Genomic DNA, 25,764 nt, shown 5'->3' on the forward strand with positions numbered 1-25,764 from the left:
TCGTTCTTCACTTCACGGGATGCGGTGCGGGGTCGCGGCGCGCGTGCACGGTCGACGCGCGAGCGGGCGGCGACACCGCCGGTGCAGACGGTGCGTCCGGCGCGCAGGCCGCGTGCCACGCACGGACGTCGCGGGCTTGCCGTCGCTCGCGGGCCAGCATCGAGCGGTTCACGACGACGACGCCGATCGTCACGACCGTGATGAACACCGTCGCGAGCGCGTTCATCTCCGGGTTCAATCCGAGCCGCACGCGCGAGAACACGACGAGCGGCAGCGTCGTCGAACCGGGGCCCGACAGGAAGGCGGAAAGAATGACGTCGTCGATCGACACGGTGAACGCGAGCAGCCAGCCGGACACCAGCGCCTGCGCAATCAGCGGCAGCGTGATCACGAAGAACACTTTCAGCGGCCGGGCACCGAGGTCGAGCGCGGCTTCCTCGATCGAGCGATCGAGCTCCTTCACGCGCGACTGCACGATCACCGCGACGAACGACAGGCACAGCATCACGTGGCCGATCCAGATCGTCAGCCAGCCGCGCCCGGCGGGCCAGCCGAAGGTCTGCTGCATCGCGACGAACAGCAGCAGCAGCGAGATGCCCTGGATCACTTCGGGAATCACCAGCGGTGCGTTGATCATTGCCGCATAGAGCGTGAAGCCGCGAAAGCGCCCCATGCGGGCCAGCACGAAGCCGGCCCAGGTGCCGATCGCGACCGACGCGGTCGCCGTCAGCACCGCGATCTTCAGCGACAGCCACGCGGCCGTCAGCAGCTCGTCGTCGTGCAGCAGCGCGCCGTACCAGCGAAACGAGAAGCCGGACCACACCGTCACGAGCTTCGACGCGTTGAACGAATAGACGACGAGGCTCGCGATCGGCACGTACAGGAACAGGAAGCCCACGCCCAGCACGCAGGCGGACAACAGGCGATTCGCGCGGGTCATGAGCGCCCCTCCGCTTCGGCCTGGCTGTAATGGAGCAGCGCCATCGGCACGAGCAGCAGCGCCACCATCGTCACCGTCACCGCGGACGCCATCGGCCAGTCCATGTTGTTGAAGAACTCGTCCCACATGACGCGGCCGAGCATCAGCGTGTTCGCGCCGCCGAGCAGTTCCGGGATCACGTATTCGCCGACGGCCGGGATGAACACGAGCAGGCTGCCCGCGACGATCCCGTTGCGCGACAGCGGCAGCGTGATGCGCCAGAACGCGGACCACGGCGTCGCGCCGAGATCGTGCGCGGCCTCGAGCAGCGTGAGGTCCAGCTTCACGAGATGCGCATAGAGCGGCATCACCATGAACGGCAGGTACGAATAGACCATCCCGACGTAGACGCCCGCGTCCGTGTGATAGAGGCGCAGCGGCGCAGCGATCACGCCGAGCGCCACCAGCGCGCGATTCAGCAGGCCGTCGTCCTTCATGATCCCGACCCACGCATAGACGCGAATCAGGAACGACGTCCAGAACGGCAGCATCACGGCCATCATCAGCAGGTTGCGGCGTGCGGGCGCCGCGCGGGCGATGCAGTACGCGATCGGATAGCCGGCGAGCAGGCACATCAGCGTCGACGCGGCGGCCATCTTCAGTGAACTGACGTAGGTTTTCAGATACAGGTCGTCCTGCAGCAGCAACGCGTAATGCTTCAGCGACAACACGAGCTGGACCGTGCCGGCTTCCAGCCGTGCGAGCGCGGTATACGGCGGAATGCCGAGCATCTGGTCGGCGAAGCTGATCTTCATCACCAGCACGAACGGGAGCGCGAAGAAGATCGTGAGCCACAGGAACGGCACGCCGATCGCGACGTTGCGGCCCGACGGCAGGAAGCGCGACAGCGCGGCGAAACGGCCGCGGTGCTTCGAAGCCGGTGTCGCGGCGGCTGCACCGGCGGAAACCGGCGCGGACGGAGTGGAAGCGGAGGTTCTCATCATGTCGTCCTCACTGCGTCAGCACGACGCCGCTGGCCGGCGACCACGACACGAACACGTCGTCGTTCCACGACGGCGCGCCGTCGTGCAGCAGGTGCGAGCTCGACAGGTTCGACACGACCGTCTTGCCGCTCGGCAAACGCACGTGGTACAGCGAGTAGCTGCCCATGTACGCGATGTCGGTCACGACGCCGCGCGCCCAGTTGTGATGCGAGCCGGGTTTGTCACGCGAGACGTGCACGCGCTCGGGCCGCACCGAGATGCCGACGGGCATCCCCAGCGGGCCGGTCACGCCGTGGCTCACAACCATGCGCGCTTCGAGGTCGTCGCTCTCGACGAAGATGTGATCGGGCTCGTCCTCGACCACGCGCCCTTCGAACAGGTTCGTCGAGCCGATGAATTCGGCCGAGAAGCGGCTGTTCGGGTATTCGTACACTTCGCCGGGCGTGCCGATCTGCACGATCTTGCCTTCGCTCATCACCGCGAGGCGGCTCGCCATCGTCATCGCCTCTTCCTGGTCGTGCGTGACCATCACGCAGGTCACGTCGACCTTCTCGATGATGTTCACGAGTTCGAGCTGGGTCTTCTGGCGGATCTTCTTGTCGAGCGCGGACATCGGCTCGTCGAGCAGCAGCAGCTTCGGGCGCTTGACGAGCGAGCGGGCCAGCGCGACGCGCTGCTGCTGGCCGCCGGACAGCTGGTGCGGCTTGCGCTTCGCGTACTTGCTCATCTGCACGAGCGCGAGCGCGTCGGCCACGCGTTCCTTGATCTCGTTCTTCGGCGTGCCTTCCTGCTTCAGCCCGAACGCGACGTTCGACTCGACCGACATGTGCGGGAACAGCGCGTATGACTGAAACATCATGTTCACCGGGCGGCGGTACGGCGGCAGCGACGCGAGGTCTTCACCGTCGACGAGGATCTTGCCGGAGGTGGCCGTCTCCAGCCCGGCGAGCATGCGCAACAGTGTCGACTTGCCGCAGCCCGAGCTGCCGAGCAGCGCGAACAGCTCATTCTTCGCGATCGTCAGGTTCACGTTGTCGACGGCGGTGCTGTCGCCGAACTTCTTCACGACGTTTTCGATGCGCACGAACGCGTCGTGCGCGGGCCGGCTGCGATGGCCGGCGGCGGCCGGCCGGGCGTATGCGATGGAGTCCATGATCGTCGCCCTCAACCGCCCGACTTCAGTTGCAGCCACAACCGGTTCTGCATCCGTGCGATGTCGGCGCTGCGCGGCATCGCGAGCAACGTCTTCGCGAGCGTGCCGTCCAGCAGGTAGATGCCCGAATCCTGCGCGATCGCCGGCGTCACGAACGATTTCGCGGCCTTGTTCGCGCTCGGATAGAAGATCTCGTTCGTGATCGCCGCGTTGGTCTTCGGCTCCTCGATGTAGTTGATCCACTTCAGCGCCGCTTCCGGGTGCGGTGCGTCCTTCGGAATCGCCATCACGTCGAACCACAGCAAGCCGCCTTCCTTCGGATTCACGTAGCGGATTTCGTACGGACGCTTCGCGTCGAGCGTGCGCCGTCGCGCGACGCTGACGTCGCCGGACCAGCCGAGCACGACGCACACGTCGTTGTTCGCGAGATCGTCCGCATAGCCGGCCGAGCTGAACTGCGTCACGTACGGGCGGATCTTCTTCAGCACGTCGTAGGCGGCCTGGTAGTCGGCCGGATTCTTGCTCTCCGGATCCTTGCCCAGGTACTGCAGCGCGGCCGCGAACGCGGCGTCCGGCGCATCGAGCAGCGAGATGCCGCAGCCTTTGAGCTTCGCCGCGTTCGCGGGATCGAACAGCAGTGCCCAGCTGTCGGTGGGCGCGTTCTCGCCGAGCCGCTTTTTCACTGCGTCAACGTTGTAGCCGATGCCCGTCGTGCCCCAGGCCCACGGCACACCGTACTGATTGCCCGGATCGGCCTTCGCGATCATCTTCATCAGCACCGGATCGAGATTCGCGAGATTCGGCAGCTTCGACTTGTCGAGCTTCTGGTACACGCCGGCCTGGATCTGCTGGGCGAGATAGTTCGACGTCGGCACGACGATGTCGTAGCCCGAGCTGCCTGCGAGCAGCTTGGTCTGCAACGTGTCGTCGCTGTCGTAGCTGTCGTAGCGCACCTTGATGCCCGTCTGCTTCTCGAAGTTGGGCACCGTGTCGTTCGCGATGTACTGGGACCAGTTGTACACGTTCAGGTTGGCATCGCCCGCATGGGCAGGCAGGCAGGTCGCGAGGGCCAGCCCCGCGGACGTGACGAGCGCGGTGCACAGGGCCGCGCGACGACGGGAACGGATACGCATGGGGATTCTCCTTGTGATGGGTATCGGCCCTGGCGCCATGTCCGGGTCCGGACTCGCGTCAACGCCGTCAAGCGGTGTTCAGCACAAGGGTCAATGTAGAGATCGCGGCCCGCACCGTCAGTCGTGAAAACCGGGACAAACGGCATCGCCGTTCGCGGTCGTTTGGGTAGATTCCCGCGTAGGCAGTCGAAATTATTCGTGATACCTGTAGCGCCACCTGACTTCTTCGACATCCGACGCCATGAGTGCTGCGCTTTCCACTCCCGATCTCCCGCTGAGTCACGTCGCATTCGTGACGGATACGCTCGGCGATATCGCGCAAGCGATCGGGACGCCGCAGTTCATGCGCGCCGTGTACGACACGCTCGTGCGCTACGTCGATTTCGACGCGGTGCACCTCGACTACGAACGAAGCGCGGCGTCGGGCCGGCGCAGTGTCGGCTGGATCGGCAGCTTCGGCCGCGAGCCGGAGCTCGTCGCGCAGGTGATGCGCCACTACTACCGAAGCTATGCGAGCGAGGACCTCACGTATGCGGCCATCGCCAGCGAAAGCGACACACAGTTGCTGCAGGTGTCGTCGCAGCGGGTCGCAAGCGAGCTGCGGCACCTGTTCTTCGACGCCGGCGACATTCACGACGAATGCGTGATCGCGGGCGTGACGGGCGGCACGCGCTACTCGATTTCGATTGCGCGGTCGCGGCGGCTGCCGCCGTTTTCGCTGAAGGAACTGAGTGTGCTGAAGCAGCTGTCGCAGGTCGTGCTGCCGATGGCGTCCGCGCACAAGCGGCTGCTCGGCGCAGTCTGCGCGGACGAAGGGCCGCGCGACGAACTCGATCTCGACCGCGTCGCGCAATGGCTGCCGGAACTGCAGGAACGGCTGACCGCGCGCGAGATGCATGTGTGCGCATCGTTCATCCAGGGCATGACGTCGGCGGCGATCGCGCAGTCGATGGGGCTCAAGACGTCCACCGTCGATACCTACGCGAAGCGCGCGTTCGCGAAGCTCGGCGTCGATTCGCGCCGGCAGCTGATGGCGCTCGTGCTCAGGAATGCATCGCGTCGGCACGATGCGTGAGGGCCCGGTGGGCACGCCGCCGGACGGTTGCGCACGCATCCATCGCGGCCCCGCCTCATAACGATCCGACAATTTATTGGTTCCCTTGACGATGCGCCGTCCGTATCGTTCACCGACTCGTCAGACCTATCGACCAACGGGGGAATCCAACCATGAAACGAATCCGGACATTCGCGCTGCTCGCCCTGCCGGCCTCGCTCCATGCCGCCGGCGCGCACGCGCAAAGCAGCGTCACGCTGTACGGCATCGCCGATGCGGGTATCGCGTACGTGCACAACGTGCAGAACGCAAACGGCAGCAACGCGTCGAACCTCGTCAGGTTCAGCAGCGGCAACCTGTCCGGCAGCCGCTGGGGGCTGCGCGGCATCGAGGATCTCGGCGGCGGACTGTCCGCGCTGTTCCAGCTCGAGAACGGCTTCAACCTCGGCACCGGCGCGCTCGGCCAGGGCGGGCGCGAATTCGGCCGCAAGGCCGTCGTCGGCCTCGCGAGCAATACCTACGGCACCGTGACGCTCGGCCGTCAGTACGATCCGGTCGTCGATCTCGTGCAGGGCCTCACCGAGGACAACTACTTCGGCGGCGTGTTCGCGACGCCGGGCGACCTCGACAACTACGACAACAGCCTGCGCGTCAGCAACTCGGTGAAATACACGAGCCCGTTGATCTCCGGCTTCCAGTTCGCCGCGCTGTACGGCTTCGGCGGCGTCGCGGGCGCGACCGGCAACGGCCGCACCTACAGCTTCGGCCTGAGCTACGCGAACGGCCCGCTGTCGCTCGGCGCCGGCTACTTCTTCGCGAACGGCGGCTCGACGGTCGCGAGCGGCGTGCGCACGTGGTCGAGCAGTTCGGACACGCTGTTCAATACCGTGATCAACCAGGGCTTCTCGAGCGCGAAGTCGATCCAGATCGTGCGCGTGGCCGGCCAGTACGTGGTCGGGCCGGCGACCTTCGGCCTCGCGTATTCGAACACGCAGTACGGCGCGGACACGCTGTCGGCCTTCACGCAGAACGCGAAGTTCAACAACGGCTCGGCGTTCTTCAACTGGCAGTTCTCGCCGGCGCTGCGCGCGGGCGTCGGCTACAACTACACGTCGCTGACGGGCCCGGCCTCCGCGCACTACAACCAGGTGAACCTCGGCGCGGACTACGCGCTGTCGAAGCGCACCGACCTGTACGCGCTGGTCGGCTATCAGAAGGCGAGCGGCAATACGCTGAACGCGAGCGGCGCGATCGTGAAAGCGGCGGCATCGGTCGGCTCGTATGGCGTGAACTCCGGCACCGATACGCAGGAACTCGCGATCGTCGGCATCCGCCACAAGTTCTGACGGCGCACGTCGCCTCGTGCCGAGCCGGCGGACGCACGTCGCAGTGTGCGTCCGCCGCGCGCCGTGTTGCTCAGGTCTAATGCCGCCGCATCCCGCCGAATCCGTGGCCGCCGCCTACGAAGGCCGGGCCATGGTGAAAGCCCGCGCCCATCGGAACGCCGACGTGGCCGTGCCCGACCCCGTCGACGTGACTGAAGTGACCGAAGTGGTCGAAGTGATGGCGATGATGGAAGCGGTCGATGAAGACGAAACTCACGCCCGTGCCGACGAAAACCGCCGGCCCCCAGTACCACGGGTCGGTGTACGGATAGGCGGTGTCCGGATACCACACGATGCTGCCGTCCGGGCTTTGCACCATCTGCCAGGTGCCGTCGCTTTGCCGGCACGCACGCCCGACGATCTGCTGTTCCGTGCCGTCGATTTCCGCCTGCGCGACGACCGCACGGCAACGGGCGCCTTCGTCCGGCGAGTCGTCGTCGTACGTTTGCGCAAGGACGCACACCGAACACCCGAGACAGACCACGCCCATCCCGAACCGAAACAAGTTGCACATGATCGGCTCCTGCATTGTTGCCCCCGACCATTCGACCCTTGGCGTCACGCACGGCGCCGGCTTCGTATAGGGTCACCCGACGATTGAACGACTGGGCGCGGCGGATTATTCCAGGGGTCGTGATGCGAAAGCGCGACGCGGCAACCGCCGTCGATCAGGCGCGCGGCGAGCGCCGCACGATGCAGTAGACGCCAGCGGCGGTCACGCCGAAGGCCAGATGGGCGACCAGCGTGATCGCGCCGCGTACCGGAACGAACCACGGAAAGATCGCGGTGAACGCGTGCAGGTTGATGCCGTAGAGAACGAGTCCGAACACGCCGCCCGCGAGCAGCGCGGCGCCGGGCGACAGGTTGCGGACCAGCTTCGCCAGCACGGCCGCATAGGCAAGCGACAGCGCGGCATGCACCAGCGTCGCCACGCCCATGATCAGCGGATCGAACCCCGAGGACGCGCCGAGCACGGCTCGCCCCATCACGATGGCGGCCGTCAGGCGCGCATCGCGGAGCAGGTTGTGAATCGCATCCTCGCCGGCGATCGGCCAGAGCATCAGCTCGATGACGGTCGAGCCGACCGCCGCGCCGAACGCGGCCCAGAGAATCGGCACCGGACCGTTCCGCTTCAAGCGCCCTCCGCGATGGCCGCCCGCCGCACGGCGGGGTTTACAGCGGACGTTCGCAGTCCGTCCAGTACGCGAACGGATCGCGATGCTTCGGATAGTGCTCGTCGAGCCATTTCAGCAACGTCGCACGCGCGTTGTCCATGTCGGCCTTCGACGACGACGTCGTCAGCTCGTGCACTTCGACGGACTTTTCCCGATCCATCACGTAGCAGTTCCAGTCCGGGCCGTCGCCATCCGGATCGTCGGACGCCTTCGACGACTTGCCCCAGCCGAACCCCTTGCGCGCATCGATGTAGTAGCGCGGATGCACTTTCAGATACGACATCTCGCCGCCCTGCAGGCTGCTTTCCGCGCGCAGCACGTCGCGCTCGTCGACGATCTGCGTGACTTCCGGAAGCCGGCGCGAGCGCCAGCCGGCCGGCAGCGTCGCCGTCGCGCGAACCGCGTCGTACGCGCCCCACGTGAGGCCCCAGGCTTCGGCCATGCGCTTCATGAACGCATCCGCGCCCGGATAGCCGCGCAGCTGGATCCGCGTCGACAACGTGACTTCGACCCGGCCGTCGGGGCCGGCGGGGTCGCCTGCCGCTTCGAACGGGTTGCCCGGACGCGACGCGCGCTGCTGCGCGTCCGCGGGCGCCATGCCCGAAAACAGCTGGTCGAGCGCCGCGCGCGCTTTCGACGACTTGTCTGGTCTATTCATTACTCACTCTCTCCCTCTGCATCCGTACGTCTGCAGAAACTGTCGATTCTCATTCATTATCGGATTTCGCGTTTTTCCGCGATCGCATTGTCAATCATCCGGCATTCCGGGTCGAGCCGCGGCGACGTCAGGCGCCCTTCGACGCACGCGCCGGCGGCTGCACCGCCTGCCCCAGCGCCGCCCGCATCCGCTCCATCAGCGCGAGCACCTCCGGACGATTCTCGCCCTTCGCATGCACGAAGTGATACCTGAGCGGCGACTCGACCTCGTGCCGGCTCACGCGGACCAGCGCGCTGCGCTCGAGATACGCATCCGCGAGCGGCAGCCGCGCCAGCGCCACGCCGAGCCCCGCTTCGGCCGCCGCGAGCACCAGGTTGTAATCCTCGAAGCGGCGATCCTGCGCGCGCGGCTTGAACGCAATGCCGAGCGCGTCGAACCAGGTGCGCCAGCCGGTCACGTCGGAATCGTGCAGCAGCGGCATCTCGAGCAGCGCGGCATCACCGCTTCGACGACGCAGCGCGGCCAGCTGTGCGGCAAGCCGCGGATGCGCGACCGGATGGAGCGTCTCCGGCATGAACTCGCGGGTTTCGAGCTGACGCCAGTTGCCGCGCCCGTAGCGGATCGACAGATCCGCCTCGCCGGCGGCGATATCCACGTTGCGCACTTCGATGCCGAGCTCGATGCGCAACGCGGGCGCTTCGCTCTCGAGTGCATGCTGTCGCTCGAACAGCCAGAGCTGCGCGAATGCCGGCACCACACTCAGCTTGACGAGGCGCGGCGTACGCGGCGAGCGCCACTGGTCGGCCGCGCCGTCGATGATCGTGAACGCCTGTTCGATCCGGCCGACGAAGCGCTGGCCGTCCGGCGTGACGCGCACGCCGCGCGCATGGCGTTCGAACAACGCCATGCCCAGCCAGTTCTCGACGGCGGCCACGCGCCGGCTGATCGCGCCGTGCGTGACGCCGGACACATCGGCGGCCGCCAGAAACGAACCGTGGCGCGCCACCATGCAGACAGTCTCCAGGCTCGCCAGCGGCGGCCGCGAGCCAGATGCCGGCGTGACGGCCGACAGCGCATCCGCCACACGCCGAGGCGTGCGTGCCGAGCCGCCGGCCCGGCGCCGCACCGAGCTGTGAGCCATATTCATATTCGGATGTTGATCTGTGCGCTAGCTTAACATCTCGCCACACCGCACCATTGTCGCATGAACACCCTTTCCTCCTCGTCGCGCAGCGCGCGACAGCCGCTCGTCGCGGCCGGCGCGGTGGCGTTCACGATCGTCTCGTGGGCCTCCGCCTTCCCGTTCATCCGGATCGGCCTGCACGGGCTGGCGCCACTGCAACTCGCGGCCGCACGCTTCGCGACCGCGGCCGTGCTCGTGATCGCATGGCTGGCGTGGCGGCGGCCCACGAAACCGTCGACCCGCGACGCGTTGCGCTTTCTCGTCTGCGGGTTTCTCGGCATCGCGCTCTACAACGCGCTGCTCAATACCGGCGAGCAAACCGTGTCGGCCGGCGCGGCGAGCTTCATCGTGAACACGCTGCCGATCTTCACGGCGCTGCTGGCCGCGGTGTTTCTGCACGAACGCTTCAATCGCTGGGGATGGCTCGGTTCGCTGATCAGCCTGGCCGGCATCGCGGTGATCGCGCACGGACAACCCGGCGGGCTCGTGCTCGGCTCGGGGAGCACGCTGATCCTCGGCGCGGCGCTGTGTTCGGCCAGCTATTTCGTGCTGCAGCGGCGGCTGATTCCCGTGTACGGTGCGCTGCCCTGCGCCGCATACACGCTGCTGGCCGGCGCGCTCCTGCTCACGCCATGGTTGCCCGGCGCGCTCGTGTCGCTCGGCGGCGCGTCGCATGACACGATGCTGGCCGTGCTGGTGCTCGGCGTCTTTCCCGCCGCGCTGGGTTACGCAACCTGGACTGTCGCACTCGGCTACTTCGGCGCGGCGCGCGCCGCCAATTTTCTCTACCTGACGCCGGCGGTCGCGACGGCGTTGTCGATCGTGCTGACCGGCGAGCAGCCCGGCATCGAGACGGTGTGCGGCGGCCTGCTGGCGATTGCGGGCGTGATATTCGTCGCGTTGCGCGGACGGACGTAGGCTCGCGATTTCGTCGAACGGCAAGACCGATCCGAGGAACGATCCGGCAACGGTCCGGCCATACCGAGCCCCGTTATCTGCAAAGCTGAATACATACGCCGCTCATATCGACCCGCACCAATTCGCCGACGCGGCCGGGCTCGACCGTTAGTTGCATCAAACCCAGCGCGATGAAAGTGTGCAGACAAATCGACCGAACAGTTCGCGATTGATTGCGTCGCACTGTCCATGGTCATCGGCATCGGCCCGGTCGAATAATCGGAGCAATCGACAGCGGCGCGGGACGGCCACGAACCTGCACGACGGGCCGGCGCAACAATCGCGCGATCGCTTCACATTTGCGCAAGGCTACGCAATTCGGCGCAGCGGGCGCATACGCGTTCGGATATATTCATACCAATTGCGTGTCGTCTGACGAAAGCATCCCGCTCGCTCGGGAACCGCTCGGCGCCGGCGTTTTCCGTCGACGTCGAGAGCTGGGCGGCATGCAAGCCGGCCCCCTCACGGGTCATGGAGATTCGTCCGGCACGCCGACGCCTCACAAGGGCGCGCGAGCGGCCGGACGGCACTAGAAATATCAATCAACGGAGATGGCAGATGGAACGAAGCACTGTCGGCATGCGCTGCAAACCCCTGATCACCGTCGCACTGGCAGCCGCCGCATTCGCGGCCGCGTCGGGCGCGATGGCCGACCAGGTCGTGAAGATCGGCAGCGTCGAACCGACGACGGGCGGCATTTCGCACCTGGGCAAGGACAACGAGAACGGTGCGCGCCTCGCGGTCGAGGAAATCAATGCGAAGGGCCTGACGATCGGCGGCAAGAAGATCACGCTGCAGCTCGACGCACAGGATGACGCGGCCGACCCGCGCCAGGCCACGCAGGTCGCGCAGAAGCTCGTCGACGACAAGGTCGTCGCCGTCATCGGCCACCTGAACTCGGGCACGTCGATCCCGGCGTCGAAGATCTACAGCGACGCGGGCATCGTGCAGATCTCGCCGTCGGCCACCAATCCGACCTATACGCAGCAGGGCTTCAAGACGACCTACCGCGTGGTCGCGACCGACGCGCAGCAAGGTCCGGCACTCGCGAGCTACGCGCAATCGAAGGGTGTGAAGAGCGTCGCGGTGATCGACGATTCGACCGCGTACGGCCAGGGCCTCGCGAACGAATTCGAGAAGAAGGCGAAGGCGCTCGGCCTGAAGGTGCTGTCGCACGACGCGACCAACGACAAGGCCGTCGACTTCCGCGCGATTCTCACGAAGGTCAAGGGCGAGAACCCGGACGCGATCATGTACGGCGGCATGGACGCCACCGGCGGCCCGCTCGCGAAGCAGGCAAGGCAGCTCGGCCTGCGCGCGAAGATCCTGTCGGGCGACGGCGTGTGCACCGACTCGCTGGCCGATCTGGCCGGCCCGGCGGCCGACAACGTGCTGTGCTCGCAGGCGGGCGCCGCGCTCGAGAAGATGCCGGGCGGCGCGGCGTTCCTCGCGAAGTACCAGAAGCGCTTCAACCAGGGCATCAAGTTCGATGCGCCGTTCGCGTACGACGCGGTCTACATCGCGGTCGACGCGATGAAGCGCGCGAACTCGACCGACCCGGCGAAGGTCCTCGCCGCGATGCCGTCGACGAAGTACGAAGGCGTGATCGGCACGACGACGTTCGACGCGAAGGGCGACCTGACGCACGGGATCATCTCGATCTACGGCTACAAGAGCGGCAAGAAGACCTTCCTCGACCAGGTGAAGATGTAACCCGCGGCGACGCCGGCACGACGGGCACGCCACCCGTCGGCGCCGGCGCCGCCCGGGTCGATTCGCGTTTTGCGGAGATGAAGCGACATGTGTGCAATGGCGTATACGGAATTTCAACAGGAGTTGAAGAAGGCGCAGTTGACGGCGCGGGAATTCGCCCGGCTGATCCGGATGAACGAAAGTTCCATCACGAACTATTCGAGCAAAGGCACCGTCCCCTCCCACCTCGCGGTCATCGCGACCCTCATCGGCGCGCTCGCCGCGCACGAGATCGATTTCCGGCACGTGATCGGCAACACCGCGATCGAACCGAAACGCCCGCGCGGCGTCGGCGCGTTTCCGGCGCCGGGCAGCACGCCGGCCGGGAAAAAGAATCGCGACGCGTCGTGATCGGCCGGGCCTGACAGCGGCGCGCTCGATCGACGCCGCGACATCCGGCGCTGCCTGGGGCAAGTGAACGGCGCTCCATTGTTGCGGGCCGCGCGCGGCCCGCATTGCAACGAGTCCCCGTCAGGCAGCGGTCTGATCCTTCTCGAGCAGCGCAGCCAGCGCTGCCCGTTCCGACCAGTTGCTGCGACCATCGCGTCTGATTACCGGCGATGCCGCTTGCATCGTCTCCACGTGTCGTCTCCTGGGTTGTCTTCTAGGCGATCCGTTCGGCGGTTGACGTCGATGCCCGCTTCACCGCACCGCCGTCGGCCGACGCCGGCGGCTCGCCGAGGATTTCGCGCAGATGCGCAAGCACCTCCGCGCGATGCGAGTCGATGAAAAAATGCTCGCCGCCGAACACGCGCACGCTGACCGGCAACGACGAATACCGTTGCCATTCGCCCAGATCATCGAGTGCGACCAGCGCATCGTCGGCACCGGCGAGCACATGGATCGGCACCGGCACCGCGCGAATCGCCGCGCGCCAGGTTTCCCGGCACTCGAGGTCCGCACGGATCGTCGGCAGGAACAGATCGATGAAGGCATCCGCATCCAGCATCCCCGCAGGCAGTCCTTCCAGCAGATTCAGTTCCTGCACCAGTTCGTCGCGGGGCAGATCGTGCAGCCGGCGCCGACGTCGCGACGGCAGATGCGGCGCCGCGCATCCGGACACGGCAAGGGCCGACGGGGGCATGCCGAGGTCGACGAGTCGGCTCGCCAGCTCGAGTGCCAGCGCCCCGCCCATGCTGTGTCCGAACAGCACGACGCCCGCGTCGGCGAGGGGAAGCAGGCTTGCCATGACATGGTCGGCAAGCGCGCTCATCGTGCGCAACGGCGGCTCGCCGAACCGCGCGCCGCGCCCGGGCAGTTCGACCGCGCACACTTCGACGTCGTCCGGCAACCCGGCATGCCAATGGGCGTACGCGGAAGCGTTGCCGCCGGCGTACGAGCAGCACACGAGCCGGATACGCGGCGCGCGGACCGGCATGAAGACTTTCAACGCTGCGGTGGGGGTCATGAGTGTCGGGGTGGGAGTCGGGTTCATCGGTCGATCACGCGCCGGTCACGCGCCGGTCACGCGCCGGACGCGTACGTCACGCAGGCGAGCCGGTATGCCGGCGCGCTTCCCACAGCGCTTCCATGCGCGCGGTAATGGCCGGGAGCTGATCCCGCGTCACGCAATACCTGACCGTACGCAGCGGCGTGCGCAGGATCGGCAGATCGAACATGCCCTCTCCTTGCGCATCGATGCCGAGCCGCGTCTTGACCCGATTGGCGCCCACGTTGTCGGCCGGCGACTCGAACCGGATCGAATCGAGGGAGAAGCGCGCGAAGAATGCCGCCATCGCCTTCACGTACGACACGATGCCGATGCCGAGACGCCGATGTTCCGGGCTCCAGATATGCGCGTGCATCACGCCGCTGACGTACTGCCCGGGCGCCACGCCGGCGCGCGGTTCAAGATGCGTGAGTTCGTGCACGCCCACGGTCTGTCCTTTCAGCGCGACGCTCAGGATCGCGTTGCGCGGCATGTCGGCGCGCGTGTCCCGCTCGATATTGAGCGCGAGCATGTCGCGCATCTGACGGCGGCCGGGCAGCCGCGCCGGATCGACGCCCATTTCGATCAGATGGCTGTCGCCGCTGTCGTACCAGTACGCGATGAAGCCGTCGATGTCGGTGCTGTCAAAATCTCGTACCTCAATATCCGCTACGTCGATCACGCCACACTCCATTTGTCGCTTCGCCGCGGTCGACCGGGCCCTTCGTGCCCGCGTCGGGCCATGCCGTGAAGCGGCCGGCCAATCCGTCTGTCGCGATGATGCAGATATCCGGCACCGACCGTCAGCTGTAGTTTTTTGCAGGATGAAACGAATTGCGCGCCGCCACGGTTAGTCGCAGAATGTCTTCCAAATCCGGCCATTCATGGCATCGAGTCCGCAGAGTTGCATCACAGCGGATGACGCGGCCTCATGGCCTTTTTGGTATCCGAACCAATCCCGTCCGGATCACCGCGATTCAGCCGGATCACCTCCGGCATCACACCGCACATCGTCGCGCCAACGGCTACTTCCCGCCGCGCGATCCGATCCGTTCCGTATCGATGTTGTTCCGCTTCCGGCCTGCCGTGGCGACGCCGCGCGGCCAGTCGTCCGCCCATGTTTGAAGGTAACGGTCGTCATTCGCGCGCGATGCGCGCATCGGCCGGGACACACGCCAAACAAGGAGGTTGCTCGTGGATCTGAAACCGGACGGACATGCGGTGCCGGCTTACTTCGACACGTGTTCACACGACGGATACGTCCGCGTGTCCGCTACGCAGCTCGCATCGGTCACGCTCGCCCTGCTCTATGCAGCGCGCGACGAACGCGTACTGAGCGACGCATGGGATCTCGGCCTTCCTGCGTGCCACGCCGGCCATTGCGAATGGATCGATACCAACTGGCGCCCGCCGATGACGTTCGGCTGGTCCTGGTTGACGGATCGCGATCGCACTTGCCGAATGTTTCCGAACAGCGTGACCTCCAACGTGATGATCGTCTGCGCAAGAGGCTACGACGTCGGGCCCGACCACACCCGCTCGCTGCTCGCGGACTGGATCAATACGCTGCCGTGGACCGCGAGTGTCCGCACGCATCTCGCACTGCCGGTCCTGTAGAAAATTGCAGTTTCGACGCGTCCTCCATTTCGCATTTAATGCGTACGTCAATTGGAGTTCGCACATGCACCAAACCACTATCGGAAACGCGTCGCAACTGTCCGCTTCGAACCTTGCGGCACTCGCGTCGTATCGACACGCAATCTTCATCGAGAAGCTCGGCTGGCAGCTTCCGGTAGTCGATCAGCAGGAGTTCGATCAATTCGATCGACCGGACACGATCCATATCTTCGGTCGTGAGGACAGCGGCGCGATCTGCTCGTGCGCCCGACTGCTGCCGACGACCCGACCGTACCTGCTGAGCGAGATTTTTCCCGGGCTGATGGGCGCGGCACCGGTTCCGAATGCGCCGGATATCTGGGAACTCTCGCGCTTTTCGTCCTACATCCTCGGTGCCGATTCCAGCGGCCTCAAGCGCGCGCATGCGAATACGCGCAGATTGCTGGCGGACGTCGTGGGTTTCGCGCGGTTGAACGGCGTTCGACGGCTCATCACGGTGTCGCCGCTCGGCGTCGAACGGCTGCTGATGCGTCTGAAGGTTCACGCGCACCGCGCCGCGCCCCCGCAGATCATCGACGGAAAGCCGGTGTTCGCGTGCTGGATCGAGATCGATGAAATCACGTGCGCGTCGCTGGGCATCGAATGTCCGCGCACGACGACGCCAAGCTGAAATCGAGCCGGCCGCGGTCCAAAGGCATGCCGTCCCGCGCGACGCGGCGACGCCCTTCCTTCCCTACGATATTCGCCCCATGCAGCGAGAGACCATTCCGGCCTTCGACGGTCGGCCCCTGCGAGTGTTTCATACCGAGCGCTCGACCGGCCGCCGCAACCTGATGCTCGTTTTGCCGTTCGGCGTGCGTCATGCGATGGTCGAACGACTGTGCAACGCGCTCGAGCCGCACTTCAATGTGATTACGTGGGAATCGCGGTTCGTGCTCGACCTGCAGGATGATGCGACGGACGACGCATTCGACGTCGAATACCACGTGCGCGATCTCGTGACGGTCGCCGCGCATGCGAACGACCGCGTCGGTCACGACGGCCCGATCGATGTGATCGGCTATTGCTCCGGCGCCGGCGTCGGCCTGCTGGCCGCCGCCCGCTACCCCGACAGCGTCCGCCGGCTCGCGCTGGTGTGCGGCGAATTCACGCTGAAGCCGTCGGTCTGTCCGCCGAGCAGCTTCCAGCGCGAAGTCGACGTGCTCCTTCCGGTCGCGGCGACGAGCAAGGAAATGGCCGGCATGCTGTTCGACAAGATCTCGTCCGGCCGCAGCGCGCCCCAATCCGAATTTCATTCGTTCATCTCGGTGCCGTTCTCGAGCGCGGCGCACCTGCACCGCTACGGACTGAACTACGTCGCATACCGGCGCACCGACTTCCTCGGCGAAGCCGGCACCGTGACGCAGCCCACGCTCGTGATCGCGACGCGAAGCGATCGACAGGTGCTCCCGGAAAGCGCACACATCATCGTGGCGCACCTGCCGGACGCGACCAGGGTGCACGAATTCGACGGCGACCACTACGAGCTGTGTCGCGCGCAGCCGGCCATGACCGACACGCTGCTGCAATTCTTCGGAACGCAAGCCAACCGATCGGAACCTGTTCAATGAACCACTCGACCATCGACGGCCGCTTCGCCGAGCAGGTGCGCCGCACGCCGGAGCGCATCGCACTGGAGGGAACGGCGCACGTGGCGCCACTCACCTACCGCGAACTCGACCGGTGCGCGAACCGGCTTGCCGCGGTGCTCGCCCGGCAAGGCGTCACGCAGGGCGCGCCCGTGCTGCTGATGTTGCCGCGCTGCGCGAACGCCGTGATCTCGATGCTGGCGATCGTCAAACTCGGCGCGACCTTCGTCCCGCTCGATCCGAACTACCCCGCTGCGGCCAAGCACGCGTACGCACGTGACAGTGCGGCGCGGCACGCGATCGCGGCCGCCGGCGACGACACGCTGCGCGAGTTGGGACTGTCGGTCATCCACGTCGCCGATCTCGCGAACGACAGATCGACCGAGGATGCCGAAGATGCCGACGCTCCGCCGCCCGTCGCCTCGCACGGTGGCGACGCGCCGGCCTACGTGATGTTTACCTCGGGAAGCACCGGCAAGCCGAAAGGCGTCGTGGTGCCGCATCGCGGCGTCGTGCGGCTCGTCGACCGGCCGAACTACATCGCGATCCAGCCGGACGATGCATTCCTGCTGCTGTCCCCGATCACCTTCGATGCGTCGACGTTCGAGATCTGGGGCGCCTTGCTGAACGGCGCGCGCCTCGTGGTGTACGACGGTGCCATCTTCGATCCCAATGCCGTTTCGCAGCTGATTCGCGAACAGCGCGTGAGCGTGATGTGGCTGACCGCCGCGCTGTTTCATCTCGTCGTGCGCCGCTATCCGGCCATGCTGACCGGCGTGCGTGTGCTGCTGGCGGGCGGCGACGTGCTGCATCCGGACGCGGTCAATGCCGCGCTCGATGCGTTCCCCGGCATCACCGTCGTCAACGGGTACGGCCCGACCGAAAACACGACGTTTACGTGCTGCCACGTGATGACGCGCGACAACCGGCCCGCCGGCATCGTACCGATCGGCACGCCCGTGACCGGCACGTCGGTGCATGTCGTGCGCGGCGACGGCGATCTCGCGTCCGTTCCGGACGGGCAGGAAGGCGAGCTCTACGCCGGCGGCGACGGCGTCGCGCTCGGCTATCTGAACCAACCCGACGCGACCCGCGCGGCCTTCGTGCCGGATCCGTCCGGGCCCGGCCGGCTCTATCGCACCGGCGACATCGTCCGGCGCCGTGCGGACGGCACGCTCGAATTCGTCGGTCGGCGCGATCGGCTCACGAAGATCCGCGGCTACCGCGTCAGCCTCGACGAGGTGCAGCAACTCGTTGCGCGTTTGCCGTGCGTCGAGGAATGCGTCGTCCAGGTTCGCGAAGACCCGAACGGCGAAAAGTCGCTGGTCGCCACGGTCCAGACCAACGAACAGCGCGACAACATGCCTGCGTTCATTCGCGGCGAGCTGCGCAAGCTGGTGCCTGGTTTCATGATTCCCGACGCCATCGCCGTGTGCGCCGAACTACCGGTCAACGCGAACGGCAAGGTCGATCGGGTTCGACTCGCAAGTCCCATCTGAAAATCCGGAGAACGTAATGACTGAAAAGACTGCCATCCCCGACATGATCGCCTCGACCTGCCGGGACACGCTCGGCTTCGCCGACCTGCGCGGCGACGAGGATTTCTTCGACCGGGGCGCCAGCTCGCTGACGATCGTCGAACTGCAGATTCAGGTCGAAACCCGGCTGCAGGTGCGGGTGCCGACCAGCAAGCTGATGGCTGCGCCCACGATCGACGGCTGGGCCGGCATCTACGAAGCTGCGGCCGCCGAACTCGCGTAAGCGCGTGCGTCATTTCCCGAACACCGCTTCGTCCCTTCGAAGCGGATGCATTTAATCGATTCGACCAGGAGCACCTCCATGCAGAACTTTCGACTGACGCCCGAGGAAATCGCCACTTTTCGCGCGCAAGGCTACATCGGCCCGTTCACGCTGTATTCGCCCGAGGAAGCGCGCGAGCGCTACAAGACGATCCGCGCGCAGCTGTTCGATCGTGAATACGCGGTCTACGACCTGCCGCCGACGAGCCCGATCGCCAATTACGATCGCCACCTCGACGTCAATCTGCTGAGCGAGCATATCGGCCGGCAGGAAATCGTCCAGCGGCTCAACTCGATTCTCGGGCCCGACGTCATCTGCTGGCGTTCGGAGATGTTCCCGAAGTATCCGGGCGACGAAGGGACCGACTGGCACCAGGCCGACACGTTCGCGCATGCGTCGGGCCAGCCGCAGATCGTGTGGCCGGGCGACCAGCGGTTCGGCGGCGCGATCACGGTATGGACGGCGCTGACCGACGCGACCGAGCAAAACGGCTGTCTGCGGTTCGTGCCGGGCACGCATGAAGAGATGTTCTACGACGAGTCGAGGAAGATGCAGTTCGATCCGTCCAACATCAATGCCCTCGAGAAGGACGGCATCAAGCGCGGCTTCTTCGGCTACGACTATCGCAGCCTGCAGAAGGATCCGGACTGGAAACCGGACGAGAGCAAGGCCGTGTCGATCGTGATGAAACCTGGCCAGTTCGTGATCTTCTGGTCGACGCTGATGCACTCGTCGTTTCCGAACGCCACGGTCGACCAGACCCGGCTCGGCTACGCGAGCCGCTACGTGCCGGCCGCGGTCAAGGTCTATCCGGACACCGACACCGTCGACGAATACGGCAGCAAGATCTCGCTCGACAAGTTCGGCGTCGTGCTCGTCTCCGGCGAGGATCGATTCGGGCATAACCGCCGCGTCGAGCGCAACGCACGCGGCGTCAGCTTCGCGCAGCAACCGTCCTACGCCTGACCGACCGCACCCGCGGCCATGAAACCGGCGCACGGCGCGGCGCGCCGTTCGTCATTCGACCGGTGCCAACCCATGATCCAGCCTATCGAGATACCTCATGTCCGGCGCGTCGACCACGTCGTCGCGTCCGTCGTGGCGAGCGTCCTCGGCCGCGACGCCGTGACGCCCGACGACGACTTCTTCACGATCGGCGGCTCGTCGATTTCCGCCGCGCTGGTGAGCACCCAGCTCGAGCGGCAGCTCGGCCACGACGTGCCGGTGCGCCTGCTGTTCGAATATCCGTGTCTTCGCGTCTTCAGCGAAAAACTGCTCGAATCCATGAGTGTGGCCGCACGGTAGTCCCGAGATCACTGTCCTGAATCGCCTTCTCCTCGGAGGAATTCGCTTTGAACAAGCACTATCGCGCCGAAATCTACGATTTCGACAAGCAGGTCGAGCGCGCGGATCTCACGCTCGCCGATGCCGCATTGCTGATTCGCGATCGCAAGGCCGCCGCGGTCCTTGTCGATCTGGTCGACCCGAGCGCGCTCGACCGATGGTGGGACGATCCGGCCTTCCCGCCGGTCACGCAGCACCAGAGCTTCGCCGGCGCCGGCAAGTCGGGGCTCGCGATCGGGCCGACCCAGCGGCTGGTGAAAGAGCAGTTGATCCCCGGTCTGATCGACTACTTCTCCTATGCAGGCCGCACGAATGCGGCGCTGCGCGACACGGAATTCGTCAAACTGTGCGCCCGCGAACTCGGCGCCGGTTCGGTTCGGGTCGGCGACTGGGGCGAACTTCCGCTCGTATCCAAACGCGAATACCAGCCGGTGCCCAACGGGCTCTATAGCGTCCCGCCGCATTGCGACGCGATCCACTTCGGCCGCGAACCGCTGAACTGGCCGATCAAGGATGGTTACGACGAAGGCTACGATCAGATCTCGCTCTTCCTGTCGGTCCAGGACGCGGAAAACAGCGCCGGCCTCGTCATGTGGGACTACCGGCCCGCGACGCGCGCCGAGCTCGACGAACTGATGAGCGAATTCGCGCAAACCCGGCGCATCGACCGGCTGGACCGCGTGCGCAGCGTCACCATCAACGGGCGGCCCGGACAACTGAACATTCTCAACACGCGCGTCATGCACGCGGTCGAGCAATGCACGACCGTGCGCCGCACGCTCGGATCGTTCCTGGTCTGGCATGACGGTCAATGGCGGATGTTTCACTGATGACAGCCATCGCTTCAACGGCGGGCGGCGATCCCGCGCGCAGTCGGCTCGACGCGGAGATCGCGGTGTTCGAACGGTTCGCCGCGTCGAGCACGATCGGTCGCGCCCGCGTCGAGCGGGTCGAGCGTTTCGGCTTCGTGATCCATCCCCCCCACGCGAACGCGGCACACGAGCCGCGATTCGACCTGTTGTTCATCGCGCTGACGCACGGCAACGAATACGCCGGACTCCCCGTGCTCAATGCGCTTTGCCGCTACGTGGAGGCCGGCGTGCTGGCGCCGTCGGTGTCGATCGGCTTTCTGCTGGGCAACGTCGAGGCCGCACGGCGCGGCACGCGCTTCGTCGAACGCGACTTGAACCGCACGTTCGGTCGCGCCGGGCGCGACACGACCGACGACCGGCGTGCTCGCGAGATGGAGCCGGTGATGAAGCGCGCCCGCTTCTGCGTCGACCTGCATCAGACGATCGAGCCGTCGGAAGCGCCGTTCTTCGTCTTTAACTACCATCCGACGAGCCTGCAACTGGCGCACGCGATCGCACCGGACACGCCCGTCGTCACGCATTGGGGCAGGCCCTTTTCCACCGCGTCCGCAGGCGGCTGCACGTCGGACGAATTCATCCAGCAGGGCGACGGCGTTGCGCTGAGCATCGAGCTTGGCCAGAAGGGCTTCGGCCTCTACCAGATCGCGGCGGGCGTGCGCGTGTGCCTGGACGCGATCACCACCGTCAGCGCGGTCGTCCTCGGCGCTTCGCTGCCGCCCGTCGATGCGTGCGCGAACCCGATCTACACGTGGGCGCACATCGTCCCCTATCCGGACGGCGAGGTCAGGCTCGACGCAGGCTTGCGGAATTTTCAGCCGATCCGGGCCGGGGATCGGCTCGGCATGCGGGACGGCGCGCCGCTCGTCGCCGGCACGAGCGGCCTGCTGCTGTTTCCGAAATACCGGCGATCCGAATCCGAGCCGAAGCCCGCGGAGCTGTACCGTCTATTGAGGCAACCGGCATTGTCCGAACTGGGCAAGGGCGACTGCCTTATGCCGCAATCCTAATCATTCCGCATACGTGGAGGCATCATGCAGCATACCTACCCAGCTCAACTGATGCGCTTCGGCACTCCGGCGCGCGCCGAGCACATGACCATCGCCGCGGCGGTTCACGCGCTCGATGCGGACGAAGCCGACGCCATCGTCATGGACATCGTGCCCGACGGCGAGCGCGACGCGTGGTGGGACGACGAGGGCTTCTCGAGCTCGCCGTTTACGAAAAACGCCCACCACGCGGGTATCGTCGCCACGTCGGTCACGCTCGGCCAGCTCCAGCGCGAACAGGGGGACAAGCTCGTTTCGAAGGCGGCGGAGTACTTCGGGATCGCCTGTCGCGTCAATGACGGCCTGCGGACGACCCGATTCGTTCGCCTGTTTTCGGATGCACTGGACGCGAGGCCGCTGACGATCGGGCACGACTACGAAGTCGAGTTCCTGCTGGCGACGCGACGCGTCTACGAACCCTTCGAGGCGCCGTTCAACTTCGCACCGCACTGCGATGACGTGAGCTACGGGCGCGACACCGCGAACTGGCCGCTGAAGCGATCGTTTCCACGGCAGCTCGGCGGGTTCCTGACCATTCAGGGCGCCGACAACGACGCAGGCATGGTGATGTGGGACAACCGACCGGAATCCCGCGCCGCCCTCGACCAGATGCATGCCGAATATCGTGAAACCGGTGCGATCGCCGCGCTCGAACGGGCCGCGAAGATCATGCTGAAGCCGCAGCCCGGTCAATTGACGCTGTTCCAGAGCAAGAACCTGCATGCGATCGAGCGCTGTACGTCGACGCGACGCACGATGGGCCTGTTCCTGATCCACCAGGAAGACGGCTGGCGCATGTTCGATTGAGCGACGGCAATCGTGCTTCGTGCGCGATTCGCTCGACACGCTTCCCATCCGCCGGCCGGTTCGACGAACCTGCCGGCCTTTTTCACTTCCGGCGGCCGTGAGCGCCGGCATCTTCGACAACAGGCACCTCCATGAACGACATCGTGCTGGCCATGCGCGCGCGTGGCATCAAGTCCTCCGCAGTGCGCGAGCTGCTGGAATTCAGCAAGAATCCGGACGTGATCTCGCTGGCCGGCGGCATCCCCGCTTCCGACCTGTTCGACATGGACGGCATCGACGACGCACTCGGCGCCATCCTGCGCGACGAGCACCGCGACCTCTTCCAGTATGGCCTCACCGAGGGCGAATCGGGCTTGCGCCAACAGATCGGCAACTGGGCCGGCACGCTCGGCATACCGGCTTCGTCGGAATCGATGCTGATCACGTCCGGCTCGCAGCAGGGGCTCGATCTCGTTGCGCGCGTCCTGTTCGATCAGGGCGACCGCGTACTCGTCGAACGGCCGACCTATGTCGCCGCACTGCAGGTATTCCAGTTCATCGGCGCCCGGATCGACGGCATCAACGGCGGCCCGGACGGGCTCGATCTCGATCAGGTCGAACGCGAACTGAGGCGCGGCGGCGTCAAGGCGATCTACCTGACGCCGAATTTCGCGAATCCGACCGGCTACACGATGCCGCTCGCGCAGCGTGTCCGCCTGATCGAACTCGCGCAGCGTCACGGTTGCGTGATCATCGAGGACGACCCCTACGGCCAGTTGCGCTTCAGCGGCGAAGCGATCCCGAGCCTGCTGTCGATCGCTTCGCAGCAACCGGGCGGCAACCGCACCGTGTGCTACCTGTCCACCTTGTCGAAGGTCTTCTCGCCCGGCGTGCGCGTCGGATGGATCGTGCCGCCCTCGGCGCTTCGTCCGCCGATGGCGGTCGCCAAGCAGGCATTCGATCTGCACACGTCGACGCTGACGCAGAACATCGTCGCGCGTTATCTCGCGTCGGGCCGCCTGGCGTCCCGCATCGAGGTGCTGCGGACCGCCTACCGCACGCGACGCGATGCGCTGACGAAGGCATTGCGCGACGCATTCGGCAACGACCTGTCGTTCAACGAACCCGAAGGCGGGATGTTCCTGTGGTGCCGCTTCGCGCGGCAAGTTCCGGCGGAAAAGGTGCTCGAAGCGGCCATCCGCGAAAAGGTCGTGTTCGTGCCCGGCAACGCATTCTATGCATCCGATCCGGAGCGCGACACGCTGCGCGTGTCGTACTCGATGCTGGGAGAACAGAGTGCCGAAGAGGCCGCTCGCCGCTTGAAGCGTGCGTGGGACGCCGTCGTTCGCGGTTGACGCAGTCGACGCTGTCGCGGCGTGGCGCGGCGCGGCGCGCATCCGGATACGCTTCACGGTGCGCGCCGCCCCGTCACTCGCCGACGATCTGCATCGCCGGGGCCGAGCGCGAATGCGCGCGCAGCGTGAGCCGCACGAGCGGCGCGGTCAGCGCCGTCGTCACCAGCGCGAATATGACGAGGATCGTATAGACGCGGGTCGGAAGAATCTGCATCTGCAGCCCGATCGACAGCACGATCAGTTCCATCAATCCGCGCGTATTCATCAGCGAGCCGACCAGCATCGCGTCGCGCGGCGCAAGCCCCGTCACACGCGCACCGACGTAGCTGCCGCCGAACTTGCCCGCGAACCCGCCGGCGAGAAACACGCCGAACCACAACCATGAAGACGCATCGTCGATCATCCCGATCGACGCGTGCAACCCGGCGTACGCGAAGAACACCGGCATCAGCACGAGCTTCACGAAGCCCTCGACATTCGCGCGCCACTCCACGTCCAGCCCCGGCACGCGACGCACGAACAGCGCCGCCGACAGCGCCCCGAATGCGCTATGGAAACCAATCAGCGACGTTGCGACCGCCGACGCCAGCACGAAGCAGAACAACACCGCCAGCCGGTCGCGCGTCGCGTGCGCCGTTTGTGCCAATCGCATGAGCAGCGGGCGAACGACGAAGCGTGCAAGCAACGCACTCAGCGCCAGAAACACGAGCAAGCTGGCGAGCATGCGCGCGAAGGCCCAGCCGGGCCCGTTCGACAGCGACGCGATCGTCGCCAGCAACATCCAGCCGAGCGCATCCGTCAGCATTGCCGCGGACATCGCGTGCCGCGCGCCGCTCATCGCGCCGAGCCTCAGATCGTCGACGATGCGCGCCATGACCGGCACGGCCGACACCGCGAGCGCGACACCGCAGAAGAGCACGTACGGCAGCCACGGTGCATCGATCGCAAGCGTGTCCTTCGACACGATCGCGATGACCATGCCGATCGCGGCCGGTATGCACAAGCCACCGATCGCGACGGCGACGGGCACGCGCCACCGGCCGCCGCGCAACGTGACGCCGAATTCCATGTGCAGCCCGAGCTGGAACATCAGCAACACCAGGCCGATCTCACCGACCTGCGCCATCGCCGACGGCGCGTGCGCGCCGAACAGCACATCGTAGAAATCCGGTGCGATCGCGCCGAACAGCGAAGGGCCGAGCAGGAGTCCGGCCGCGATTTCGCCGACGACCGCACATTGGCCGAGCCGCTCGGCAAGACGGCCGCAGACGTTGCAGCACGCGATCACGAGCATGAGTTGCAGCAACCAGATAGTCATGGAATGCCTCGGGAAAAATCGACTGGCGGAAACGGGGAAGCGGCGCAAGGCCGAAGTGTGGTCGAACGCGGTCGCAACGCGCGCAGTACGCACGCGTCGCGATGCCGTCAACCGAATCTCGGCATCGATCCTATAGGGCGGCTACGCGCAGCGATACTGGAAGGACCTACAGGCGGGCGGCGTCCGGCGACGGCCG

General features: G+C 66.1%; 27 protein-coding genes. 16 read left to right on the plus strand and 11 right to left on the minus strand.

The window, feature by feature from the left end:
* Nucleotides 1-7: 7 nt before the first annotated feature.
* From ACVK00_RS30875 to ACVK00_RS30890, 4 genes are read right to left on the minus strand one after another with little or no spacing between them, the layout of a single operon-like run.
* Nucleotides 8-940, minus strand: a complete 933-nt coding sequence (locus ACVK00_RS30875) for an ABC transporter permease subunit (RefSeq protein ID WP_284901168.1) — start codon at nucleotides 938-940, stop codon at nucleotides 8-10.
* Entirely contained in the window at nucleotides 937-1,920 is a 984-nt protein-coding gene (locus ACVK00_RS30880) for an ABC transporter permease subunit (RefSeq protein WP_284901241.1), read from the minus strand. Before ACVK00_RS30880 ends, ACVK00_RS30875 begins: the two co-directional genes overlap by 4 nt.
* 10 nt (nucleotides 1,921-1,930) lie before the next feature.
* On the minus strand, nucleotides 1,931-3,076 hold the full coding sequence (locus ACVK00_RS30885; RefSeq protein WP_350227453.1) for an ABC transporter ATP-binding protein: 1,146 nt from the start codon (nucleotides 3,074-3,076) through the stop codon (nucleotides 1,931-1,933).
* Nucleotides 3,077-3,087: 11 nt separating this feature from the next.
* Nucleotides 3,088-4,209 carry a polyamine ABC transporter substrate-binding protein gene (locus ACVK00_RS30890; protein ID WP_284901142.1) on the minus strand — a complete coding sequence of 374 codons (1,122 nt, stop codon included), beginning with the start codon at nucleotides 4,207-4,209 and terminating at the stop codon, nucleotides 3,088-3,090.
* Between the two features lie 241 nt (nucleotides 4,210-4,450).
* On the opposite strand from ACVK00_RS30890, the gene ACVK00_RS30895 reads away from it, so the two are divergent.
* A complete protein-coding gene (locus ACVK00_RS30895; protein ID WP_284901141.1) occupies nucleotides 4,451-5,284 on the plus strand; it encodes a helix-turn-helix transcriptional regulator in 834 nt (277 codons plus the stop codon).
* Nucleotides 5,285-5,436: 152 nt separating this feature from the next.
* Nucleotides 5,437-6,609, plus strand: a complete 1,173-nt coding sequence (locus tag ACVK00_RS30900; RefSeq protein ID WP_228910368.1) for a porin — start codon at nucleotides 5,437-5,439, stop codon at nucleotides 6,607-6,609.
* A gap of 76 nt (nucleotides 6,610-6,685) precedes the next feature.
* Here ACVK00_RS30900 and ACVK00_RS30905 read toward each other — a convergent pair whose 3' ends face one another.
* The 4 genes from ACVK00_RS30905 to ACVK00_RS30920 all read right to left on the minus strand — a co-directional run bounded on the left by ACVK00_RS30905 (nucleotide 6,686) and on the right by ACVK00_RS30920 (nucleotide 9,628).
* Entirely contained in the window at nucleotides 6,686-7,162 is a 477-nt protein-coding gene (locus ACVK00_RS30905; protein WP_284901139.1) for a hypothetical protein, read from the minus strand.
* 154 nt (nucleotides 7,163-7,316) lie between these two features.
* Entirely contained in the window at nucleotides 7,317-7,784 is a 468-nt protein-coding gene (locus tag ACVK00_RS30910; RefSeq protein ID WP_284901137.1) for a sodium:proline symporter, read from the minus strand.
* 37 nt (nucleotides 7,785-7,821) lie between these two features.
* A complete protein-coding gene (locus ACVK00_RS30915; RefSeq protein ID WP_284901135.1) occupies nucleotides 7,822-8,481 on the minus strand; it encodes a nitroreductase in 660 nt (219 codons plus the stop codon).
* 127 nt (nucleotides 8,482-8,608) lie between these two features.
* On the minus strand, nucleotides 8,609-9,628 hold the full coding sequence (locus ACVK00_RS30920; RefSeq protein ID WP_284901133.1) for a LysR substrate-binding domain-containing protein: 1,020 nt from the start codon (nucleotides 9,626-9,628) through the stop codon (nucleotides 8,609-8,611).
* A gap of 57 nt (nucleotides 9,629-9,685) precedes the next feature.
* Here ACVK00_RS30920 and ACVK00_RS30925 point away from each other — a divergent pair, with 57 nt between their 5' ends.
* The 3 genes from ACVK00_RS30925 (at nucleotide 9,686) to ACVK00_RS30935 (ending at nucleotide 12,724) form a co-directional block, all read left to right on the plus strand.
* The gene (locus ACVK00_RS30925) at nucleotides 9,686-10,582 is read left to right on the plus strand and encodes a DMT family transporter (protein WP_284901131.1); all 897 of its coding nucleotides are present in this window, start codon (nucleotides 9,686-9,688) and stop codon (nucleotides 10,580-10,582) included.
* Between the two features lie 597 nt (nucleotides 10,583-11,179).
* Nucleotides 11,180-12,334: a branched-chain amino acid ABC transporter substrate-binding protein gene (locus tag ACVK00_RS30930; RefSeq protein ID WP_006749739.1), complete on the plus strand. Its 1,155-nt coding sequence runs from the start codon at nucleotides 11,180-11,182 to the stop codon at nucleotides 12,332-12,334.
* Nucleotides 12,335-12,421: 87 nt separating this feature from the next.
* A complete protein-coding gene (locus tag ACVK00_RS30935) occupies nucleotides 12,422-12,724 on the plus strand; it encodes an XRE family transcriptional regulator (RefSeq protein ID WP_284901128.1) in 303 nt (100 codons plus the stop codon).
* Nucleotides 12,725-12,977: 253 nt separating this feature from the next.
* On the opposite strand, the gene ACVK00_RS30940 is transcribed toward ACVK00_RS30935, so the two are convergent.
* Both ACVK00_RS30940 and ACVK00_RS30945 read right to left on the minus strand, forming a co-directional pair.
* The gene (locus ACVK00_RS30940) at nucleotides 12,978-13,808 is read right to left on the minus strand and encodes a thioesterase II family protein (RefSeq protein ID WP_284901126.1); all 831 of its coding nucleotides are present in this window, start codon (nucleotides 13,806-13,808) and stop codon (nucleotides 12,978-12,980) included.
* Nucleotides 13,809-13,857: 49 nt separating this feature from the next.
* Nucleotides 13,858-14,484, minus strand: coding sequence for a hypothetical protein (locus tag ACVK00_RS30945; RefSeq protein ID WP_284901124.1), 627 nt, complete (start codon nucleotides 14,482-14,484; stop codon nucleotides 13,858-13,860).
* Between the two features lie 512 nt (nucleotides 14,485-14,996).
* Between ACVK00_RS30945 and ACVK00_RS30950 the strand changes: the two genes are divergently transcribed.
* The 11 genes from ACVK00_RS30950 to ACVK00_RS31000 all read left to right on the plus strand — a co-directional run bounded on the left by ACVK00_RS30950 (nucleotide 14,997) and on the right by ACVK00_RS31000 (nucleotide 24,250).
* The gene (locus ACVK00_RS30950; protein ID WP_228910375.1) at nucleotides 14,997-15,419 is read left to right on the plus strand and encodes a DUF4902 domain-containing protein; all 423 of its coding nucleotides are present in this window, start codon (nucleotides 14,997-14,999) and stop codon (nucleotides 15,417-15,419) included.
* Nucleotides 15,420-15,483: 64 nt separating this feature from the next.
* On the plus strand, nucleotides 15,484-16,089 hold the full coding sequence (locus ACVK00_RS30955) for an acyl-homoserine-lactone synthase (protein ID WP_284901122.1): 606 nt from the start codon (nucleotides 15,484-15,486) through the stop codon (nucleotides 16,087-16,089).
* Between the two features lie 79 nt (nucleotides 16,090-16,168).
* Complete coding sequence (locus tag ACVK00_RS30960) at nucleotides 16,169-17,029, plus strand: alpha/beta fold hydrolase (RefSeq protein ID WP_284901120.1); 861 nt, start codon at nucleotides 16,169-16,171, stop codon at nucleotides 17,027-17,029.
* A complete protein-coding gene (locus ACVK00_RS30965; protein WP_284901118.1) occupies nucleotides 17,026-18,546 on the plus strand; it encodes an amino acid adenylation domain-containing protein in 1,521 nt (506 codons plus the stop codon). Before ACVK00_RS30960 ends, ACVK00_RS30965 begins: the two co-directional genes overlap by 4 nt.
* Before the next feature lie 16 nt (nucleotides 18,547-18,562).
* Complete coding sequence (locus ACVK00_RS30970) at nucleotides 18,563-18,808, plus strand: acyl carrier protein (protein ID WP_006749750.1); 246 nt, start codon at nucleotides 18,563-18,565, stop codon at nucleotides 18,806-18,808.
* A gap of 78 nt (nucleotides 18,809-18,886) precedes the next feature.
* On the plus strand, nucleotides 18,887-19,813 hold the full coding sequence (locus ACVK00_RS30975) for a chlorinating enzyme (RefSeq protein WP_228910378.1): 927 nt from the start codon (nucleotides 18,887-18,889) through the stop codon (nucleotides 19,811-19,813).
* A gap of 18 nt (nucleotides 19,814-19,831) precedes the next feature.
* A complete protein-coding gene (locus tag ACVK00_RS30980) occupies nucleotides 19,832-20,152 on the plus strand; it encodes an acyl carrier protein (protein WP_284901115.1) in 321 nt (106 codons plus the stop codon).
* A 47-nt stretch (nucleotides 20,153-20,199) separates the two neighbouring features.
* The gene (locus ACVK00_RS30985) at nucleotides 20,200-21,021 is read left to right on the plus strand and encodes a hypothetical protein (protein WP_006749753.1); all 822 of its coding nucleotides are present in this window, start codon (nucleotides 20,200-20,202) and stop codon (nucleotides 21,019-21,021) included.
* On the plus strand, nucleotides 21,021-22,070 hold the full coding sequence (locus tag ACVK00_RS30990; RefSeq protein WP_284901113.1) for a succinylglutamate desuccinylase/aspartoacylase domain-containing protein: 1,050 nt from the start codon (nucleotides 21,021-21,023) through the stop codon (nucleotides 22,068-22,070). The genes ACVK00_RS30985 and ACVK00_RS30990 overlap by 1 nt, the downstream gene beginning before the upstream one ends.
* Before the next feature lie 24 nt (nucleotides 22,071-22,094).
* Nucleotides 22,095-22,916: a hypothetical protein gene (locus ACVK00_RS30995; protein ID WP_175763707.1), complete on the plus strand. Its 822-nt coding sequence runs from the start codon at nucleotides 22,095-22,097 to the stop codon at nucleotides 22,914-22,916.
* Between the two features lie 131 nt (nucleotides 22,917-23,047).
* Complete coding sequence (locus ACVK00_RS31000; protein WP_284901108.1) at nucleotides 23,048-24,250, plus strand: aminotransferase-like domain-containing protein; 1,203 nt, start codon at nucleotides 23,048-23,050, stop codon at nucleotides 24,248-24,250.
* Between the two features lie 73 nt (nucleotides 24,251-24,323).
* Here ACVK00_RS31000 and ACVK00_RS31005 read toward each other — a convergent pair whose 3' ends face one another.
* Nucleotides 24,324-25,568, minus strand: coding sequence for a cation:proton antiporter (locus tag ACVK00_RS31005; protein ID WP_284901106.1), 1,245 nt, complete (start codon nucleotides 25,566-25,568; stop codon nucleotides 24,324-24,326).
* Nucleotides 25,569-25,764: the final 196 nt, after the last annotated feature.

The sequence above is a fragment of the Burkholderia sp. PvR073 genome, from assembly GCF_054055695.1.

Excerpts from the sequence above, each read along its gene's own strand:
- ACVK00_RS30875 (WP_284901168.1), bottom strand. The coding sequence starts at position 940 with ATGACCCGCGCGAATCGCCTGTTGTCCGCCTGCGTGCTGGGCGTGGGC.
- ACVK00_RS30880 (WP_284901241.1), bottom strand. The coding sequence starts at position 1,920 with ATGAGAACCTCCGCTTCCACTCCGTCCGCGCCGGTTTCCGCCGGTGCA.
- ACVK00_RS30885 (WP_350227453.1), bottom strand. The coding sequence starts at position 3,076 with ATGGACTCCATCGCATACGCCCGGCCGGCCGCCGCCGGCCATCGCAGC.
- ACVK00_RS30890 (WP_284901142.1), bottom strand. The coding sequence starts at position 4,209 with ATGCGTATCCGTTCCCGTCGTCGCGCGGCCCTGTGCACCGCGCTCGTC.
- ACVK00_RS30895 (WP_284901141.1), top strand. The coding sequence starts at position 4,451 with ATGAGTGCTGCGCTTTCCACTCCCGATCTCCCGCTGAGTCACGTCGCA.
- ACVK00_RS30900 (WP_228910368.1), top strand. The coding sequence starts at position 5,437 with ATGAAACGAATCCGGACATTCGCGCTGCTCGCCCTGCCGGCCTCGCTC.
- ACVK00_RS30905 (WP_284901139.1), bottom strand. The coding sequence starts at position 7,162 with ATGTGCAACTTGTTTCGGTTCGGGATGGGCGTGGTCTGTCTCGGGTGT.
- ACVK00_RS30915 (WP_284901135.1), bottom strand. The coding sequence starts at position 8,481 with ATGAATAGACCAGACAAGTCGTCGAAAGCGCGCGCGGCGCTCGACCAG.
- ACVK00_RS30920 (WP_284901133.1), bottom strand. The coding sequence starts at position 9,628 with ATGAATATGGCTCACAGCTCGGTGCGGCGCCGGGCCGGCGGCTCGGCA.
- ACVK00_RS30925 (WP_284901131.1), top strand. The coding sequence starts at position 9,686 with ATGAACACCCTTTCCTCCTCGTCGCGCAGCGCGCGACAGCCGCTCGTC.
- ACVK00_RS30930 (WP_006749739.1), top strand. The coding sequence starts at position 11,180 with ATGGAACGAAGCACTGTCGGCATGCGCTGCAAACCCCTGATCACCGTC.
- ACVK00_RS30935 (WP_284901128.1), top strand. The coding sequence starts at position 12,422 with ATGTGTGCAATGGCGTATACGGAATTTCAACAGGAGTTGAAGAAGGCG.
- ACVK00_RS30940 (WP_284901126.1), bottom strand. The coding sequence starts at position 13,808 with ATGAACCCGACTCCCACCCCGACACTCATGACCCCCACCGCAGCGTTG.
- ACVK00_RS30955 (WP_284901122.1), top strand. The coding sequence starts at position 15,484 with ATGCACCAAACCACTATCGGAAACGCGTCGCAACTGTCCGCTTCGAAC.
- ACVK00_RS30960 (WP_284901120.1), top strand. The coding sequence starts at position 16,169 with ATGCAGCGAGAGACCATTCCGGCCTTCGACGGTCGGCCCCTGCGAGTG.
- ACVK00_RS30965 (WP_284901118.1), top strand. The coding sequence starts at position 17,026 with ATGAACCACTCGACCATCGACGGCCGCTTCGCCGAGCAGGTGCGCCGC.
- ACVK00_RS30970 (WP_006749750.1), top strand. The coding sequence starts at position 18,563 with ATGACTGAAAAGACTGCCATCCCCGACATGATCGCCTCGACCTGCCGG.
- ACVK00_RS30975 (WP_228910378.1), top strand. The coding sequence starts at position 18,887 with ATGCAGAACTTTCGACTGACGCCCGAGGAAATCGCCACTTTTCGCGCG.
- ACVK00_RS30980 (WP_284901115.1), top strand. The coding sequence starts at position 19,832 with ATGAAACCGGCGCACGGCGCGGCGCGCCGTTCGTCATTCGACCGGTGC.
- ACVK00_RS30990 (WP_284901113.1), top strand. The coding sequence starts at position 21,021 with ATGACAGCCATCGCTTCAACGGCGGGCGGCGATCCCGCGCGCAGTCGG.
- ACVK00_RS30995 (WP_175763707.1), top strand. The coding sequence starts at position 22,095 with ATGCAGCATACCTACCCAGCTCAACTGATGCGCTTCGGCACTCCGGCG.
- ACVK00_RS31000 (WP_284901108.1), top strand. The coding sequence starts at position 23,048 with ATGAACGACATCGTGCTGGCCATGCGCGCGCGTGGCATCAAGTCCTCC.
- ACVK00_RS31005 (WP_284901106.1), bottom strand. The coding sequence starts at position 25,568 with ATGACTATCTGGTTGCTGCAACTCATGCTCGTGATCGCGTGCTGCAAC.